Annotated in this window: 20 protein-coding genes; 9 read left to right on the top strand and 11 right to left on the bottom strand. The window is 67.3% G+C overall.

What is annotated here, in order from left to right:
* Nucleotides 1-16 precede the first annotated feature (16 nt).
* Together AC3WTE_RS03310 and ygfZ are read right to left on the bottom strand one after the other, a co-directional pair.
* Complete coding sequence (locus tag AC3WTE_RS03310; protein ID WP_492435641.1) at nt 17-232, bottom strand: DUF3073 domain-containing protein; 216 nt, start codon at nt 230-232, stop codon at nt 17-19.
* A gap of 168 nt (nt 233-400) precedes the next feature.
* The gene (gene ygfZ, locus AC3WTE_RS03315) at nt 401-1,465 is read right to left on the bottom strand and encodes a CAF17-like 4Fe-4S cluster assembly/insertion protein YgfZ (protein ID WP_492435642.1); all 1,065 of its coding nucleotides are present in this window, start codon (nt 1,463-1,465) and stop codon (nt 401-403) included.
* 39 nt (nt 1,466-1,504) lie between these two features.
* Between ygfZ and AC3WTE_RS03320 the strand changes: the two genes are divergently transcribed.
* Nucleotides 1,505-2,311, top strand: a complete 807-nt coding sequence (locus AC3WTE_RS03320) for an aminodeoxychorismate lyase (RefSeq protein WP_492435644.1) — start codon at nt 1,505-1,507, stop codon at nt 2,309-2,311.
* A gap of 334 nt (nt 2,312-2,645) precedes the next feature.
* On the opposite strand, the gene AC3WTE_RS03325 is transcribed toward AC3WTE_RS03320, so the two are convergent.
* From AC3WTE_RS03325 to lmeA, 7 genes are all read right to left on the bottom strand, one after another.
* Nucleotides 2,646-3,290 (bottom strand): heme-binding beta-barrel domain-containing protein, encoded by a 645-nt coding sequence (locus tag AC3WTE_RS03325; protein ID WP_492436267.1) that lies wholly within the window; start codon nt 3,288-3,290, stop codon nt 2,646-2,648.
* Nucleotides 3,291-3,572: 282 nt separating this feature from the next.
* A complete protein-coding gene (locus tag AC3WTE_RS03330; RefSeq protein WP_133762383.1) occupies nt 3,573-3,875 on the bottom strand; it encodes a DUF1416 domain-containing protein in 303 nt (100 codons plus the stop codon).
* Nucleotide 3,876: 1 nt separating this feature from the next.
* Nucleotides 3,877-4,713: a sulfurtransferase gene (locus tag AC3WTE_RS03335; protein ID WP_492435646.1), complete on the bottom strand. Its 837-nt coding sequence runs from the start codon at nt 4,711-4,713 to the stop codon at nt 3,877-3,879.
* A 38-nt stretch (nt 4,714-4,751) separates the two neighbouring features.
* Nucleotides 4,752-5,222 carry a DUF4395 domain-containing protein gene (locus AC3WTE_RS03340; protein WP_492435648.1) on the bottom strand — a complete coding sequence of 157 codons (471 nt, stop codon included), beginning with the start codon at nt 5,220-5,222 and terminating at the stop codon, nt 4,752-4,754.
* A 105-nt stretch (nt 5,223-5,327) separates the two neighbouring features.
* The gene (locus AC3WTE_RS03345) at nt 5,328-5,441 is read right to left on the bottom strand and encodes an Ms5788A family Cys-rich leader peptide (protein ID WP_492435650.1); all 114 of its coding nucleotides are present in this window, start codon (nt 5,439-5,441) and stop codon (nt 5,328-5,330) included.
* 8 nt (nt 5,442-5,449) lie between these two features.
* The gene (locus AC3WTE_RS03350; protein WP_492435652.1) at nt 5,450-5,875 is read right to left on the bottom strand and encodes a thioredoxin family protein; all 426 of its coding nucleotides are present in this window, start codon (nt 5,873-5,875) and stop codon (nt 5,450-5,452) included.
* Nucleotides 5,872-6,669, bottom strand: a complete 798-nt coding sequence (lmeA, locus tag AC3WTE_RS03355) for a mannan chain length control protein LmeA (protein WP_492435654.1) — start codon at nt 6,667-6,669, stop codon at nt 5,872-5,874. The genes AC3WTE_RS03350 and lmeA overlap by 4 nt, the downstream gene beginning before the upstream one ends.
* A gap of 210 nt (nt 6,670-6,879) precedes the next feature.
* Here lmeA and AC3WTE_RS03360 point away from each other — a divergent pair, with 210 nt between their 5' ends.
* The 7 genes from AC3WTE_RS03360 (at nt 6,880) to AC3WTE_RS03390 (ending at nt 13,513) form a co-directional block, all read left to right on the top strand.
* Nucleotides 6,880-7,656: a winged helix-turn-helix transcriptional regulator gene (locus AC3WTE_RS03360; RefSeq protein WP_492435656.1), complete on the top strand. Its 777-nt coding sequence runs from the start codon at nt 6,880-6,882 to the stop codon at nt 7,654-7,656.
* Entirely contained in the window at nt 7,653-8,558 is a 906-nt protein-coding gene (mshD, locus tag AC3WTE_RS03365; RefSeq protein ID WP_492435657.1) for a mycothiol synthase, read from the top strand. The genes AC3WTE_RS03360 and mshD overlap by 4 nt, the downstream gene beginning before the upstream one ends.
* A gap of 269 nt (nt 8,559-8,827) precedes the next feature.
* Nucleotides 8,828-9,946: a phosphate ABC transporter substrate-binding protein PstS gene (gene pstS / locus AC3WTE_RS03370; RefSeq protein WP_492435659.1), complete on the top strand. Its 1,119-nt coding sequence runs from the start codon at nt 8,828-8,830 to the stop codon at nt 9,944-9,946.
* 92 nt (nt 9,947-10,038) lie between these two features.
* Entirely contained in the window at nt 10,039-11,010 is a 972-nt protein-coding gene (pstC, locus tag AC3WTE_RS03375; protein WP_492435661.1) for a phosphate ABC transporter permease subunit PstC, read from the top strand.
* 1 nt (nt 11,011) lies between these two features.
* Entirely contained in the window at nt 11,012-11,914 is a 903-nt protein-coding gene (gene pstA / locus AC3WTE_RS03380) for a phosphate ABC transporter permease PstA (RefSeq protein WP_492435662.1), read from the top strand.
* A gap of 19 nt (nt 11,915-11,933) precedes the next feature.
* Nucleotides 11,934-12,710, top strand: a complete 777-nt coding sequence (gene pstB / locus AC3WTE_RS03385) for a phosphate ABC transporter ATP-binding protein PstB (protein ID WP_459368148.1) — start codon at nt 11,934-11,936, stop codon at nt 12,708-12,710.
* 68 nt (nt 12,711-12,778) lie between these two features.
* Nucleotides 12,779-13,513 carry a winged helix-turn-helix transcriptional regulator gene (locus AC3WTE_RS03390; protein ID WP_492435663.1) on the top strand — a complete coding sequence of 245 codons (735 nt, stop codon included), beginning with the start codon at nt 12,779-12,781 and terminating at the stop codon, nt 13,511-13,513.
* Between the two features lie 16 nt (nt 13,514-13,529).
* On the opposite strand, the gene AC3WTE_RS03395 is transcribed toward AC3WTE_RS03390, so the two are convergent.
* Entirely contained in the window at nt 13,530-14,504 is a 975-nt protein-coding gene (locus AC3WTE_RS03395; RefSeq protein WP_492435665.1) for a quinone oxidoreductase family protein, read from the bottom strand.
* A 76-nt stretch (nt 14,505-14,580) separates the two neighbouring features.
* Here AC3WTE_RS03395 and AC3WTE_RS03400 point away from each other — a divergent pair, with 76 nt between their 5' ends.
* Nucleotides 14,581-15,087, top strand: coding sequence for a MarR family transcriptional regulator (locus AC3WTE_RS03400; RefSeq protein WP_492435667.1), 507 nt, complete (start codon nt 14,581-14,583; stop codon nt 15,085-15,087).
* 2 nt (nt 15,088-15,089) lie between these two features.
* On the opposite strand, the gene phoU is transcribed toward AC3WTE_RS03400, so the two are convergent.
* Complete coding sequence (gene phoU / locus AC3WTE_RS03405) at nt 15,090-15,758, bottom strand: phosphate signaling complex protein PhoU (protein ID WP_492435668.1); 669 nt, start codon at nt 15,756-15,758, stop codon at nt 15,090-15,092.
* Nucleotides 15,759-15,766 lie beyond the last annotated feature (8 nt).

Below are 15,766 nucleotides of genomic sequence, written 5' to 3' on the forward strand. Positions count from 1 at the left end.
GGGCCACCTTTGGGCTTTAGTGACGCCAGTCGTCTTCGGGTACGGCCCAGTGGCCGGCGGGCTCGTCGTCCGAGTCGTCGTCGTCCAGGTCGTTATCGATGGCACTGGTGCTGTAACCAACGGAGTCGTTCGAGAGCTCTCGCTGTAACCGAGTGAAATCGGTCTGCGGTGAGCTGTACTTGAGATCTCGAGCAACCTTGGTCTGCTTTGCCTTTGCCCGGCCGCGGCCCATAAGGGACCCCCTCGCGCAATAACGGAGCGGCCCGATGTGCAGGCGGCTCCGATCTGAGTGTGTTTATTGTCCTGCCGTTAGCTTACCGTGCCCGACGGTCTCATGCTGGCAGGCCACCCTCACCCGGGCGTCCCGAGGGCGAATCGGGGCCGGACCTCGCCGGTAGGCCTACCGGGCGCCCCCGCGCAGCCGGTCCACCGCGGCCCGGCCCGCACCTGCGGACCTGTCGGCCTCCGGCAGCGAGTCGGCGTCGATCACGGCGGGCACCTGGGATTCGCCACCGGTCGTCAGCTCGGTGTCCGCGGGCACGCCGCGCTTGATGAGCGCCAGCGCGATGGGGCCCAGATCCACGTGCTCGGCGACAGTACCGACACGGCCGATCGCGCGGCCGCCGGCCAGCAGCGAATCACCCGTCGCGGGACGGTCGTCACCGCCGTCCAGATGCAGCAGGGCCAACATGCGGGGCGGCTTGCCCAGATTGTGGACGCGCGCGACGGTCTCCTGGCCGCGGTAGCAGCCCTTGTCCAGATGCACGGCGCCGACGCCCGGGCCGCCGATCCAGCCGACCTCATGCGGGATGGTCCGTTCGTCGGTGTCGACGCCGAGGCGCGGCCGCAGTCCCGCCACCCGAAGGGCTTCGTAGGCCCAGAGCCCGGCGGGCCGGACGCCGGCGTCGCTCAGCCGCCGGCGCCACATCGGCACATCGGCACGGGGAACCACCAGATCGACCTCCTGCGGGCCGACACGGCGCACGAAACCGCCTTCGGGCAGCAGGGCCGCGGCCCATTCGCTGTCCGGGATCGGGAGACCCAGCTGGTTGACGGCAGGGCCGAGCAACGACAGCACCGCGAGATCGGCGGGGTTCACCTCGACCTTGGACCAGAACACCATCTTGCGCAGGAAGTCGGTGAGCGGCTGACCGCGCCACGACTCGGTGTCCAGCGTGGTGACGCCGCCGAGTTCGGTCTGCAGCCAGTGGTCCTCGACGCGGCCCTGCCCGTCCAGGCTGAGGTTCGCTGCGACGGACCCGTCCGGCAGCGAGCTGACGTGCTGGCTGGAGATGGTGTGCAGCCAGCTCTGGCGGTCATCGCCCGTGAGCTGGATGGTGGCGCGGTGACCGCGGTCCACAACGATGGCTTCGACGGCTGCGCTCCGCTGCTCCCCGAGCGGGTCGCCGTAGTGCCAGACAGCGCCGGCGTCGGGTCCGGATTCGGGGGCAGGAACAGCGCTCATACTTCAAGCCTAGTTCGCCTCCCGGCTAGCCTTCTGCCCATGACTGCCCCGCCGCCAGCCGTCGTCGCCGTCGACGGCTGCCAGGCGTCGATTCGCGCCGACGATCCCGTGTTCTGCCGGGGCGACGGCGTCTTCGAGACCGCGTTGGTGCGGGACGGTGTGGTGGTCCTGCTCGATGCGCACCTGACGCGCTTGGCGGGTTCGGCTGCACTGACCGGGCTGCCATGCCCCGATTCCGACCGATGGCGGGCAGCGGCAGCGGCGGCGGTCGCCCGGTGGTCTGAGGGCGAGGCCGTGCTGCGGCTCGTGCTCGGCCGCGGGGTCGACGGCGTCGTGGCCTTCGCGATGGTCTCGGCGGTACCGGAGCGCGTCGCCGCCGCCCGGCGGGACGGCGTCGCGGTCGTGACGCTGGTGCGCCCGCACTGGCCCCTGGCCGCCGCCAAATCACTGTCGTACGCGGCGAACGTGGCCGCACTGCGTCACGCCGAACGGGCCGGCGCCGGCGACGCCGTGTTCGTCGATGCCGCCGGCGCGGTGCTCGAAGGACCGCGGTCCGCTGTCGTCCTGGCGGTCTCCGGAACCGATGGCAACCCGGTTCTGGTGACGCCCGATGCGTCGTCGATCCTGCCGTCGACTACCCAGCGCGCGCTGTTCGCGGCCGCCGAGGCGCGAGGTGTCGAGTGTGCGTACCGCCCCGTGAGTGTTTCGGATTTGCTTGCTGCGCAGGGGGTTTGGCTATTGTCGGCAATCACCCTGGCGGCGCGGGTGCACACCGTGGACGGTCGGGCGTTGGCGCCATCGTCCTTCGAGAGGTTGATGGCCGAGCTGATCGACGGGCAGTTCTGAGCCCGCGAAAAATCGGTTGTCGGGGCTCCGGGCTGGGAGTACGGTCGCACGTACACAGGGAAGGAGGTGGTCCGACAAATTGATTGCTTTGTGGACATGTGAGGTGGCTGCCCGCTAGTAGCGCCGGGTAATTCGTCCGAGCGCACTCGCGAATTCCCGCAGTCACCCGGCCCCCGAGCCTTCCGGTCTGTCCAACCAGGAACCTTGGCTCGGGGGCCGCCCCATGTCTGGGGCGGCTCGCACGTTTGCGTGCGTGGAGCAGAAGGCGGCGAAACGGTCGCGATCCGAGGGGTATCGCAGCCCTTTCGTCCATCTGGACGGAAAAAAGAACCCGTCAGCCGACGAAGCGGGACAGACGGGCGGAGAGGTGCGGGGTCAGGCCGCCGTCGGCGTCGACGCGCTCCTCGACGTAGGCCAGGTCGCCGTTCTCGATGATCCCGTACAGCCGCTTCGCGCCGCCGACCAGGACGCCGGACTTGCTGCGGGCCAGGGCGTCGGTCGCCAGCTCCCAGGAAGCCTGGTTCAGCGGGGAACCGTAGAACAGTTCGACGTAGCCGGCCGAATGCGCCAGCAACAGCTCGATGGCCTGGGACTCGTCCTGTCCGTGGGGATCGTCGGGGTCGTTCACGAACCGCCAGTAGCCGGTCTCACGCAGCCCCGGACCGGCGTAGTCGCCGTTCTCGTCGAGCCGCCACGAGCGGGCGTCCCAGTTGAGGTAGTCGCCGCCGTTGTGCGACACGATGATCTGTTGTCCGAACCGGTAGTCGCCGGCAGAGTCACGGCCTTCACCCTCACCGCGCCAGACGCCGACCAGTGGCAGCAGGGCCAGCAAGGCGTCGTTGAAATGTGCGCCTTCGCGCAGGTTGGCGGTATCCGCGGGCAATGGCAGGTCGTCGAACCCGGGCACGTTGCGGGCGGCCGTGGCCTTGGCGCGATCGGCGGCCGCCGCGATGGCGCGGTCGCCGGAACTGGCCAGCAGGCCGAGCTCAGCGCTCTCGTCGCTGGGGCCCCGAGGGTCCTGAGCGGACGTCACGACTCGTCGGTGATCAGCCGGTAGAGCGCGTAGAGCGCGAACCAGGTGATGGCCAGCGAGGCCGCGACCAGCATGATCTCGAAGAAAAGAACCACGGAGAGACAGATTACTCGCGCCGCGGGTGTGACGTGCGCCGCACCGGTCCCTCAGACGCGACGAGCGGCCGCATCTGGACGTCCGGACACGGAGTGCCGGGGTACAAACACGGCCGCTCGGGGCCGAATGAAACTAGGCGACCTTGACGTCGACCTCATGGATGCCGGCACCGGTCGGCGCCACCACGGCGTCGCCGTTGCCGACCTTGGACAGCGCACGCAGCGTCCAGGTGCCCGGGGCGGCGAAGAACCGGAAGTCACCGGTGGCCGACGCCACGACCTCGGCGGTGAATTCGTCGGTGCTGTCCAGCAGCCGCACGAACGCGCCACCGACCGGCTGACCCGCGCCGTCGACGACGCGGCCGGTGATGACGGTTTCCTTCTCCAGGTCAACGCTGGCCGGCAGCGTCAGGCCTTGCTTGGGTGCTGAGCACATATCAATTTCCCAACTCGATCGGGGCGCCCACCAGGGAGCCGTATTCGGTCCAACTGCCGTCGTAGTTCTTTACATTCCGGTGACCCAGCAATTCCTGCAGCACGAACCAGGTGTGCGACGAGCGCTCACCGATGCGGCAGTACGCGATGGTCTCCTTCTCGCCGTCGAGGCCGGCGTCGGCGTAAATCTTGGCCAGCTCCTCGTCGGACTTGAAGGTGCCGTCGTCGTTGGCGGCCCGGCTCCACGGCACGTTGATGGCGCTGGGCACGTGGCCGGGGCGCTGGCTCTGCTCCTGCGGCAGGTGCGCGGGAGCCAGAATCTTGCCGGAGAACTCGTCGGGCGAACGCACGTCGACCAGATTCTTGGTGTTGATCGCGGCGATCACCTCGTCGCGGAACGCGCGGATGCTGTTGTCGATCGGCTGGGCCACGTATGTCGTAGCAGGCCGAACCGTGGCGTCCTTGACCAGTGGGCGGTCGTCGAGCTCCCAGCGCTTGCGGCCGCCGTCGAGCAGCTTGACGTCGTTATGGCCGTACAGCTTGAAGTACCAGTAGGCGTAGGCCGCGAACCAGTTGTTGTTGCCGCCGTACAGGATGACGGTGTCGTCGTTGCTGATGCCCTTGTCGGACAACAGCTTCGAGAACTGCTGCTGGTCCACGAAGTCACGCTTGACCGAGTCCTGCAGATCATCGCGCCAGTCCAGCTTGACGGCGCCGGGGATGTGCCCTTCGTCGTCGTAGGCGCTGGTGTTCTCGTCGACCTCGACGAACACCACGCCGGCGGTGTCGAGGTTGTTCTCGGCCCATTCGGTCGAGACCAGGACGTCGGAACGTGCCATGTACGAATTCCTTTCGGTTGCTTTCGAGCTCTAGCAGGTCACGTGGTGGCGGGGATGCCCGTGCGGCGCAGGCGCGACACCAGGGGATAGATCTGGCAGCCCAGGCAGATGCCGAAGGCGGCGTTGAGGAAGGCGGCGACCAGCGCGAAGGCCGTTGCGCCGAGGCCCAGCGCGGTGACGCCCGCGGCGAAGCCGACGGTTCCGGCGACCGCGAACAGCAGCCCGACGAGCTGTGCGAACTTCAGCGGTGCGACCGGTTCCTTCTCGGTCACCGGCGCCAGTCGCGGCGCGATGAAGGTGGCGAAGATGCGGCCGTACGGGTGCTTGCGCGGTCCGCCGGCCGCACCGATCGCGAACACCACGGCCTGCACGCCGAGAATCACGGCGGCCACGAGCGGGCTCGTCGCCGAGGCCAGCAGCGCTGCGATCAGCACGCCGGTGGTGACCCAGGCCGCGAAGCGGGGTCCGCGCACGTCGACCTGCGGGGTTTCGATGGAATTGTCTGGCATGGGAAAGCTCCTGTTGTTGGTAACGGGGAGGCGACCGCAGAGTCTGATTCGCGGCCCGCCGCGGAAAACTGCTCGGAGCGCAGCACGAAAAGGCGGCGCGGCTACTCAGCAGCTACAACAACAACAGCAACAACCCGCAACGCGGCACAGATCTACTGCGCGGCGCTTGGTGAGCAGGAGCTCGCGGGGGGATAGCACGGCAGACAGCTTACCCAACATCCGGGGTCTCAAGCCAACAGCGGTAGCAGGGCCTCGCGCAGATCAGCGGATTTCGGGACGCCCGCGGTGCGGTACCGCTGCTGCCCGGAAGCGTCGAAGATGAACGTCGTCGGCAACGACAGCACCGACAGTCGTCGGGCCGCAACGGGATTGGCGTCCAGGTCGAGTTCGACATGCGCGACGCCGAGGTCGTCACATACCTGGTCGACCACGCGTCGCACGGCCGCGCACGGTCCGCACCACGTGGCGCTGAAATGCACGACGGTCGGGCCGGTGGCGGACAGACCGAGATCGGAGTTGTCGGCTTCGCCGGCCGGCTCGGCCGGCGGGACTTCCTTCATCAAGCCGGCGCGCAGGGTCAGCAGCCGGCCGATGATGTACGCGATCCCGAGGGCGGCGACAAGGACCGTCAGTACCAGAACTGTGGAGTTCATGACTGTCTGAACCCATCCAGCGGCACGGTTACTCCCGAGGCGATGCCTTCGATGATGACGTCGGAGCCACGGGCGCCTTCGCTGGTCGGGGCCAGCCCGAACGGCAGCTTCATGCCCGGCATCGTGGTGGAGAAGGCGCGAAACACCGCGGCCTTCTTGTCGTCGGGCACCGGCTCTTCGGCGGTGCCCGGACCGGTCAGCACCTCGGTGGCGGCGAACACCAGATCGGTGTGGTCGGCGCCGGTGATGGACAGGTCCACCGAGACGCTGACGCGCTTGTCGAGGCCGGCGGCGGTCGGGGTCCCGGTGAACACGAGACCGTGATTGTCGGAGATGCCGGATTCGGTGGTGCCGCCGGCCGCATTGTCGCTCTCGTTCGGCGGGGCCTCGACGAGCAGGTCCTTGATGTTCATGAAGCGGCCCACGTGGGTGGAGTCGATGATGATGCGGCTCTCCAGCCTGGCCGACGTGAGCTTGGCGTCGGGGCCGATCAGCCAGGACTTGGGCGATGCGACCATGTCGTACAGCGTGGCTTCGAGCGAGGCCTTCCCCACGACGGGGTGCGCCACGCCCGCGGCCTTGACCTCGACCTGCTGATAGCGGCCACGCGCGGCCTGGGTGCCGAACGGGAATCCCAGGATCGCGACCCACGGATCGAAGTGCAGGTGGGCGGCCGTGCGGACGCTGCGGGCCATCCGGTATTCGGCGAAGATCGCGAACCCGAAATCGGTGCCGATGACCACGAGGATCAGTACGGCTGCGGGGATCAGCAGCCGTGTCAGCACCTTACGCATCCGGACATTCTGGCGTACGCCCCGCCGCGCAGTGCCGAGGCAGGCCGTTCCACGCCGCTAAATCGCAGGTGGCAAGCTATCGTTAGTTGATCGTTGGCCGGTTACGGCCACGTGTCAGCCATGATTCTCCGGAGTTGAATTGGACCGAACCGCGACAGCGCCGTCGCCGGGGGCGTGTCCGGTGCGGCTCCGGACGCACTGGAGGACCCGTTGGATCTTCTGCTACTGACCGTCGACCCGCACCCGGAGTCTGTGCTCCCGGCGCTGGCGCTGCTGCCGCACAGCGTGCGGCCGGCACCCACTGAGGTGTCGTCGTTGCTGGAAGCCGGCAACGCCGATGTGGCGATCGTCGACGCGCGCACCGATCTCGCGGCCGCCCGCGGACTCTGTCGTCTACTGGGCAGCACCGGCGCGTCCGTGCCGGTCGTGGCGGTGGTCAACGAAGGCGGCCTGGTGGCCGTCAACGTCGAATGGGGTATCGACGAAATCCTGCTGCCCGGCACCGGGCCGGCCGAGATCGACGCCCGGCTGCGACTGCTGGTGGGACGCCGCAACGGCGTAGCCGACCAGCAGAGCGCCGGGAAGATCACGCTGGGTGAACTCGTCATCGACGAGGGCACCTACACAGCCAGGCTGCGTGGCAAGCCACTTGATCTGACCTACAAGGAATTCGAGCTGCTGAAGTACCTGGCACAGCATGCCGGCCGGGTGTTCACCCGGGCTCAGCTGCTCCAGGAAGTGTGGGGCTACGACTTCTTCGGCGGCACCCGGACCGTCGACGTGCACGTCCGGCGCCTGCGCGCCAAGTTGGGCCCCGACTACGAATCGCTGATCGGCACCGTCCGCAACGTCGGTTACAAGGCCGTCCGGCCGGCGCGTGGCCGCACCAACGGTGCCGCCGAGTCGGTCGACGATGTCGATGACGAGGTCGACGGCGACTCCGGTGACGCCGAGAACGGCGCTCGCCAGACCCAATCCGCCCAGTGACGGACCTGACCTGGCACACCGCGCTGAGCGCCGCCGATCAGACGGCCATCCGCGCACTCGTGTCGGCGACGACCGCCGCCGACGGGGTGGCCCCGGTGGGGGACCAGGTGCTCCGGGAGTTGTCCCTGGAGCGCACCCGGCATCTGCTGGCCCATGACGCTGGTGAGTTGGTCGGATATCTGAACCTCGCGCCGGACATGGCCGAGGCGGTCGTCGCCGCCCCGGCGCGGCGCCGCGGGATCGGCAGCGAACTGATCCGCACCGGCTTGGCCACCGGCGGCCCGGCCACCCGAATCTGGGCACACGGCAACCTCGACGGCGCTCGTGCCACTGCTGCGGCGCTGGGCCTGACCGCGGTGCGCGAGCTGTGGCAGATGCGCCGTTCGCTGTCCGCGCTGCCGCCGCTGCCCGCAGCGCCCGGTGTGCGGTTGACCACCTATCCAGGGCCCGAGGTCGACGCCGAGCTGCTGCGCGTCAACAACGCCGCGTTCCATTGGCACCCCGAGCAGAGTGGCTGGACGCACGCGGAAGTGGACGAGCGCCGGGGTGAGTCGTGGTTCGACCCGGCGGGGCTCTTCTTGGCGTATGACGCTGCTGCGGACGCGGCCGAGGACCACCTCCTCGGCTTCCACTGGACGAAAGTTCATCGGACTCCGGACACTGAGTCTTCTGACGCCTCCGGCATCGGCGAGGTGTACGTCGTGGGGGTGGGGCCCGACGCCCAGGGCCGCGGGCTCGGTGCGTTGCTGACACTGGCCGGTCTGCACTACCTGGCCGAGCGGCTGGGATCCGACGGGACCGTACTGCTGTATGTCGAGGCAGACAACACCGCGGCGGTGAAGACATACCGACGTCTCGGGTTCGAGCTGTACAACGCCGACGTCGCGTACCTACAGGCCTGACGGCCTCCGCTCGCTTTCGGGGAGCGGGCAAGGGCTCGAACGCTTTTCGATTAGCTCGTTTCGTCGCGATGGGTGCAATACCGAGACGAGTGGCGTTCCCAGGATGGTTCATCTTCCGTTCATAGTGGCGGGGCCGGACGTTCACGGTGTGCGCTTAGGTTCTGGTCCCGGGCGGTGACTGATCCGGCCGACGGAACGTTGCTTCCGTGCTCTTTGACCGTGGTGGCGCAAACGATGCGGTCGCCACTCTGACTCTGTGAGGGAGTTCTGTGAAGCTCAACCGATTTGGTGTCTCCGTGAGCTTGGTGGCCGCCGGCGCCCTGGCGCTGTCGGCCTGTGGCAGCGACAACAACTCGTCGTCGGGCGGCTCGAGCGCCAACGGCGGTTCGTCCAACATCGCGTGCGGTGGCAAGAAGTCGCTCAAGGCCAGCGGTTCGTCCGCACAGGCCAACGCCATGACGCGGTTCGTCAACGCTTACGAGCAGGCCTGCTCGGGCTACACCCTGAACTACACCTCCAACGGTTCGGGTGCCGGCGTCAGCGAATTCGTCGGCAATCAGACCGATTTCGGTGGTTCGGACTCCCCGCTGAACGCCAAGAAGGGTGAGTACGACAAGGCCAAGGCGCGCTGCGGCTCGGACGCCTGGAACCTGCCGGTCGTATTCGGCCCGATCGCCGTCACCTACAACGTGCCCGGCGTGACTTCGCTGGCCCTCGACGGCCCGACCGCCGCCAAGATCTTCAACGGCGCGATCAAGACCTGGAACGACCCGGCCATCGCCGCCCTGAACAACGGCGTGAACCTGCCCGCAGACCCGATCCACGTGGTCTTCCGCAGCGACGAGTCGGGCACCACCGACAACTTCCAGAAGTACCTGGATGCGGCCTCCGACGGCGCCTGGGGCAAGGGCGCCGGCAAGTCGTTCGCCGGCGGCGTCGGTGAAGGAGCCAAGGGCAACGAGGGCACCTCCGCGGCCATCAAGAACACGCCCGGCTCGATCACGTACAACGAGTGGTCCTTCGCCAAGACCCAGGGCCTGAACAGCGCCAAGATCATCACCTCGGCGGGCCCGGACGCGGTCGACATCACCAACGACACCGTGGGTAAGACCATCGCCGGCGCCAAGGTGAAGGGCCAGGGCAACGACCTGGTGCTCGACACCGCCACGTTCTACAAGCCGACGCAGGCCGGTTCCTACCCGATCGTGTTGGCCACCTACGAGATCGTGTGCTCGAAGTACGCCGACGCCGACACGGGTAAGGCCGTCAAGGCGTTCCTGCAGTCCACCATCACCGGTGGCCAGAAGGGACTGGACAGCAACGGATACATCCCGATCCCGGCCGAGTTCCAGTCGAAGTTGACGACCGCCGTCAACGCGATCTCCTGATTTGAGTTCTCATGGCGTTACAACCCGATGTTTCGGGAACCCCGCGGGTGCCGTCGTCGACGGCGGCACCCGCACAGGGGGACAATCCAAGGATGTCTGATCCGACTTCGTCCCCTCCGACGGCCACCCCGATACGGACCAGCAACGGCGCGCTCGGCGACCGGATTTTCAAGGCGATCGCGGTCGCCGCGGGGGCCACGATCGTCATCGCCATCGCGCTGATTGCGGTGTTCCTGCTTGTGCAGGCCGTGCCATCCCTCATGGCCAACCACGACAATTTCTTCACGAGCAGCCGGTTCCTCACCTCCGACGGCGACCACCTCGCGTTCGGTATCGCCGACCTGTTCATGGTCACCGTGCTCAGCGCCGGGTTTGCGCTCACGTTGGCGGTGCCGGTGGCCATCGGTATCGCTCTGTTTCTGACGCAATACGCCCCAGCCCGGCTGTCACGGACGTTCGGCATCGCGGTGGACCTGCTGGCCGCGGTCCCTTCGATTGTCTTCGGTTTGTGGGGCATCTTTGTGCTGGCGCCGCAGATCTCGCCGGTGGCTGAGTTCCTCAACCGGAACCTGGGCTGGTTGTTTCTCTTCAAAGAGGGCAACGTGTCGCTGGTCGGTGGCGGCACGATCTTCACCGCCGGCATCGTTCTGGCGGTGATGATCCTGCCGATCATCACCTCGGTCAGCCGGGAAGTGTTCCGCCAGACGCCGATTCCGCACATCGAAGCCGCTCAAGCGCTCGGCGCGACCAAGTGGGAAGTGGTGCGCATGACCGTGCTGCCGTTCGGTCGTAGCGGAGCGATCGCCGCGGCCATGCTGGGCCTGGGGCGTGCGCTCGGTGAAACCGTCGCGGTACTGATCATCCTTCGCTCGGCAGCCAAGGCGGGCCACTGGTCGCTGTTCGACGGCGGATACACCTTTGCGTCCAAAATCGCCTCGGCCGCAGCCGAATTCAGCTCCCCGCTGCCCACCGGCGCCTACATTGCCGCAGGCTTCGTCCTGTTCGCGCTGACCTTCGCGGTCAATGCGACGGCACGCGCCATCGCCGGATCGAGGATCAACTGAGATGAATGTCGTCACACTGGACGAGCCGATCAAGAGCCCCACGTTCCACCCGACGGCGCTGAGCCGGCGCATCAAGAACTCGGTGGCCACGACGCTGGTGGTCACCGCGTTCGGGATCGCGCTGATTCCGCTGGCCTGGGTCCTCTATATCGTCATCGAACGCGGCTGGCGCGCGATCATCAGCTCCACCTGGTGGACCCGGTCGCTGCAGGGCGTGCTTCCCGAAGAGTTCGCCGGTGGTGTGTACCACGCGCTGTACGGCACTGTCGTGCAAGCGAGTATCGCTGCGGTACTGGCGATCCCGCTCGGGGTGATGGCCGCGGTCTTCCTCGTCGAGTATGGCGGTGGCCGGCTGGCCCGCACCGCGACCTTCATGGTGGATGTGCTCGCCGGCGTGCCCTCGATCGTGGCCGCACTGTTCATCTTCAGCTTGTGGATCACCACGCTGGGCTTCACCCAGAGCGCGTTCGCCGTCTCCTTGGCCCTGGTGCTGTTGATGCTGCCAGTGGTGGTCCGATCCACCGAAGAGATGCTCAAACTGGTGCCCAACGATCTACGTGAAGCCAGCTACGCCTTGGGAATTCCGAAGTGGAAGACCATCTCTCGTATCGTGGTGCCGACGGCCCTGCCCGGCATCATCACCGGCGTGTTGCTCTCGATCGCCCGCATCATCGGCGAGACGGCACCGGTTCTGGTGCTCGTCGGCTACGCCCGCTCGATCAACTTCGACGTGTTCGACGGCAACATGGCGTCGCTGCCGTTGCTGATCTACACCGAGCTGATCAACCCGCAGCCCGCCGGGCAGCTACGGGTGTGGGGCGCCGCCCTCACCCTGATCATCGTGGTCGCCATTCTGATCCTGGCCGCCGCGGCCGCGACCCGGCTGCTCACTCGCAAACGCTGAATCGACAGGAACTTTCGTCATGGCCAAACGTATCGACCTCAAAGACGTCAACATCTATTACGGCGCCTTCCACGCCGTTGCCGACGTCTCGCTGTCGGTGCCGCCCCGTAGCGTGACCGCGTTCATCGGTCCTTCGGGATGTGGAAAATCCACGGTGCTGCGATCGCTGAATCGCATGCACGAAGTCACCCCGGGTGCCCGCGTGCAGGGCTCGGTGCTCCTCGACGGCGAGGACATCTACGCCGCCGGTGTCGATCCGGTGGGTGTGCGCCGCACCATCGGCATGGTGTTCCAGCGGCCGAACCCGTTCCCCACCATGTCAATTCGCGACAACGTGGTGGCAGGGCTGAAGCTGCAGGGCGTGCGTAACAAGAAGACGCTCGACGAGGTCGTCGAACGCTCGCTCAAAGGCGCCAACCTGTGGAACGAGGTCAAGGACCGTCTCGACAAGCCGGGCTCAGGCTTGTCCGGTGGTCAGCAACAGCGGTTGTGCATCGCGCGGGCAATCGCGGTCCAGCCCGATGTGCTGCTGATGGACGAACCGTGCTCGGCGCTGGACCCCATCTCGACGCTGGCCATCGAGGACCTGGTCGCTGAGCTCAAGCAGGATTACACCATCGTGATCGTGACCCACAACATGCAGCAGGCTGCCCGGGTCAGTGACCAGACGGCGTTCTTCAACTTGGAAGCCACCGGCAAGCCGGGGCGGCTGGTCGAGATCGACGACACCGAGAAGATGTTCTCCAATCCGGGTCAGAAAGCCACCGAGGACTACATTTCCGGACGGTTCGGCTAGCTCCCACGGGCTGCTCAACGGTCGGGGGCGAGCAGCGCCGGCACCACAGGAAGGGTGGGCGGCACGCGTTGACCATCGAGGTGCGGCGAAGGAACGCGCCGATGGCACCGGGCACACACCGTGCGGCGCTGGGCGCGCCGCGCGGCAGTCTTGTGCTGTGCGAAGGAGACTCGACGATCGCCCGCGGCCTCATGGATGACGCCGCGCGGGCGGGGATCGCGACCCTTTGGTGCCGTGACGGCGCCCAGACACTGTTGGCGGTTGGTGCCGGCGTTCCCGATGTGTTGGTCATCGCCAGCCGCACCGTAACCGTCGGCGCCATCAGCATCACCACGGCGATCCGCGCGGCCTCTCAATTGCCGATCCTGGTGGGCGCCGCGCCCGGTGAAGACGACTTGACCCGCCCTATTCTGGCTGCGGGGGCGTCGGCCGTCGTCGCGCGCCCCTACGACATCGCCGCCATCGCACGTTTCGCGTTGACCGCGGGACCCGAACCGGCGGTGCTGATCGCCGGACCGATCCGCGTGGACCGGCACCGCTACGAAACTCAGGTCCGGGGCCGGGAAGTGCAGCTCACTCAACGGGAACTCGAGTTGTTGGTCTATCTGATCGAGCAGCGTGGGACGGTCGCCAGCAGTGAGGAGATCAGTCACGCGGTCTGGGGCCGCCCGTCGGACACCAATACCGTTGCGGTGCACGTCAAGCGGCTGCGCCGCAAGCTGGGAAACGACCCCGAACACGGCGAGTTCATCCGTACAATCCGTGGGGCTGGTTACCGGCTGGCACCGTCGATCTGCGGGTGAGGATATGGCCGCCCGGCTAGGGCGTGATGACGACGCGCGTGCCGGAGGGTTCCTTTGCCGCCCAGGCATTTTCGATGTCGGCGAGCGGGCGGGCGACGGTCGTCAGTTGCAGTTCGCCGGTCTCCAGCATGGCGAACAACCGGGGCAGGCCTTCGGTGCGGGCCCGCTTGACGGCCTCGGGCGGCACGCTGCCGATCCCCACGCCCTGAAGCGTGATTCCCGTGCTGCGCAACGTCGCCGCGTCGATGTCGATGCTTGCGCCGGTCATCGACCCGACCTGGATGAACCGCGTGGCGTGGAAATGGGTCGACGGGTGCGCGGCGGCCAGGGCAGCCAGCGTCTGCTGTGCGGACGTGCCCCACAGGTAGTCGATGACGGCGTCGAATGGTCGTGTAGAGTGCTGCGCCACAACGCTTTCGGTGAGATCGTCGGTCCCGAGCCGGATCACGTCATCGGCCCCGACGGTGCGCAGCCACTCCAGCCGTTCGGGGTTGCGGCCGGCGACCACGACGCGGCCTGCGCCGAACACGAACTTGGCCAACTGCACTGCCAGCGACCCGGTGACGCCGGTGGCGCCGAGGACCAGTACGTGGTCGCCGGGTTTGGTCTGGGCGGCGTAGTCCAGCGTCATCCACGCGGAGGTGCCGGGATTGGGCACGGCGGCGGCGGTCACCGAGTCGACGTGCTCGGGCACGGGGACGGTGCCGCCCGGGACGACGAGGGTGCGCTCGGCCATCAGCCCGTACGGGGCCAGTGACCCGGTGTACACGCGAGTGCCGTCGTCGAGACGGGCGATGCCGTCGACACCGGCAATGGCAGGCAGCTCAATTTCCTTGCTGCTGTAGTGCTTTCCCATGATCACCATGCGGCTGAGGTTGGTCAGCGCAGACGCCTCCACGGTGGCGACGACGGCGCCGTCGTGCGGCTGAGGTTCGGGGAAATCCAGGTACCGGGGCTGCTGGCCCCACTCGTGCACGACCGCTGCCTTCATGTGTGCTCCCTCGGGTGAAGAATGGTTTCTAGGGAAACTATATGGCGCACGACCACTGGATGGCAAGATGGTTTCCATGAAAACCAAGTCGGCACTGATCGCCGAGATCGGCGCGCTGGTCGGTGCGGTGGGGGACAAGTTCGACAGCGACGAGGGCGATGCCGAGCGTGACTACCTGGCCGAACGCTGCCCGTCCCGGCTGGAACGCACCGTGCGTGAGCTGCCCACGCTCAGCCTGCATCTGCTGGCCGTGCTCGCCGACGGGCCGATCAGCGTCGTGGGCCTGGCCGCCCGCGCCGACCAGCTCAAGGGCACGGTGTCCAAGCACGTGCAGCGCCTCGTCGACGCCGGTCTGGTCACCCGGTCACCCCTACCGGGCAACCGCAAAGAGCTGCAGCTGAGCCCCACCGCGGACGGGGACCTCCTGATCGCCGTGCACCAGCGCATGCACGACGAGATGGATGCCGGCAGGCACGACTTCCTGTCGCGCTACACCGCAGCGGAACTGTCGGTGCTGGCGAAGATGCTGCAGGACCTGCTGGCCGCGGGCCGGGACGGCGTACGCCTGGTGCCTGCCGAGTAGCCCTAGTGAATGGTGGGCAGGCCGTCGTCGTCGGCAAAACGGCCTGTGACCTGGAAGATCACCCGGCGTGCGATCTCGACGGCGTGGTCGGCGAAGCGCTCGTAGAAGCGGCTGAGCAGCGTCACGTCGACCGCGGCGGTCACGCCGTGCTTCCATTCCCGGTCCATCATCACGCTGAACAGATGACGGTGCAGGTCGTCCATCGCGTCGTCTTCTTCTTGAATCCGGGCGGCGCGCTCGGGGTCCTGGGTGAGCAACACCTCCTGTGCGGTGTTGCCCAATTCGACTGCCAGGCGGCCCATTTCGGCGAAGTAGCCGTTGACCTCCTCGGGCAGCGCGTGCTGCGGGTGCCGACGGCGGGCGATCTTGGCGACGTGCAGCGCCAGCGCGCCCATCCGGTCCACATCGGCGACGATCTGGATGGAGCCGACGACGGACCGCAGGTCACCGGCGACGGGCGACTGCAGCGCCAGCAGCACGAAGGCCTGCTCTTCTGCCTGCGCGCTCAGGCTGGCGATCTGCTCGTGATCGGAAATGACCTGCTCGGCCAGTACCAGGTCGGCCTGCAACAGGGCCTGGGTTGCGCGCTCCATGGCAACACCTGCCAGTCCGCACATCTCGCCAAGGCGGTTGGTCAGGCCCTCAAGTTGCTCGTGGTACGCGGTACGCATGCGCTCCA

Source organism: Mycobacterium sp. FW102-FHT13B02 (assembly GCF_058790275.1).

Coding starts and splice junctions, on each gene's coding strand:
- AC3WTE_RS03310 (WP_492435641.1), bottom strand. CDS start 232: ATGGGCCGCGGCCGGGCAAAGGCAAAGCAGACCAAGGTTGCTCGAGAT.
- ygfZ (WP_492435642.1), bottom strand. CDS start 1,465: ATGAGCGCTGTTCCTGCCCCCGAATCCGGACCCGACGCCGGCGCTGTC.
- AC3WTE_RS03320 (WP_492435644.1), top strand. CDS start 1,505: ATGACTGCCCCGCCGCCAGCCGTCGTCGCCGTCGACGGCTGCCAGGCG.
- AC3WTE_RS03330 (WP_133762383.1), bottom strand. CDS start 3,875: ATGTGCTCAGCACCCAAGCAAGGCCTGACGCTGCCGGCCAGCGTTGAC.
- AC3WTE_RS03335 (WP_492435646.1), bottom strand. CDS start 4,713: ATGGCACGTTCCGACGTCCTGGTCTCGACCGAATGGGCCGAGAACAAC.
- AC3WTE_RS03340 (WP_492435648.1), bottom strand. CDS start 5,222: ATGCCAGACAATTCCATCGAAACCCCGCAGGTCGACGTGCGCGGACCC.
- AC3WTE_RS03345 (WP_492435650.1), bottom strand. CDS start 5,441: ATGTTGGGTAAGCTGTCTGCCGTGCTATCCCCCCGCGAGCTCCTGCTC.
- AC3WTE_RS03350 (WP_492435652.1), bottom strand. CDS start 5,875: ATGAACTCCACAGTTCTGGTACTGACGGTCCTTGTCGCCGCCCTCGGG.
- lmeA (WP_492435654.1), bottom strand. CDS start 6,669: ATGCGTAAGGTGCTGACACGGCTGCTGATCCCCGCAGCCGTACTGATC.
- pstC (WP_492435661.1), top strand. CDS start 10,039: ATGTCTGATCCGACTTCGTCCCCTCCGACGGCCACCCCGATACGGACC.
- pstA (WP_492435662.1), top strand. CDS start 11,012: ATGAATGTCGTCACACTGGACGAGCCGATCAAGAGCCCCACGTTCCAC.
- pstB (WP_459368148.1), top strand. CDS start 11,934: ATGGCCAAACGTATCGACCTCAAAGACGTCAACATCTATTACGGCGCC.
- AC3WTE_RS03395 (WP_492435665.1), bottom strand. CDS start 14,504: ATGAAGGCAGCGGTCGTGCACGAGTGGGGCCAGCAGCCCCGGTACCTG.
- AC3WTE_RS03400 (WP_492435667.1), top strand. CDS start 14,581: ATGAAAACCAAGTCGGCACTGATCGCCGAGATCGGCGCGCTGGTCGGT.
- phoU (WP_492435668.1), bottom strand. CDS start 15,758: ATGCGTACCGCGTACCACGAGCAACTTGAGGGCCTGACCAACCGCCTT.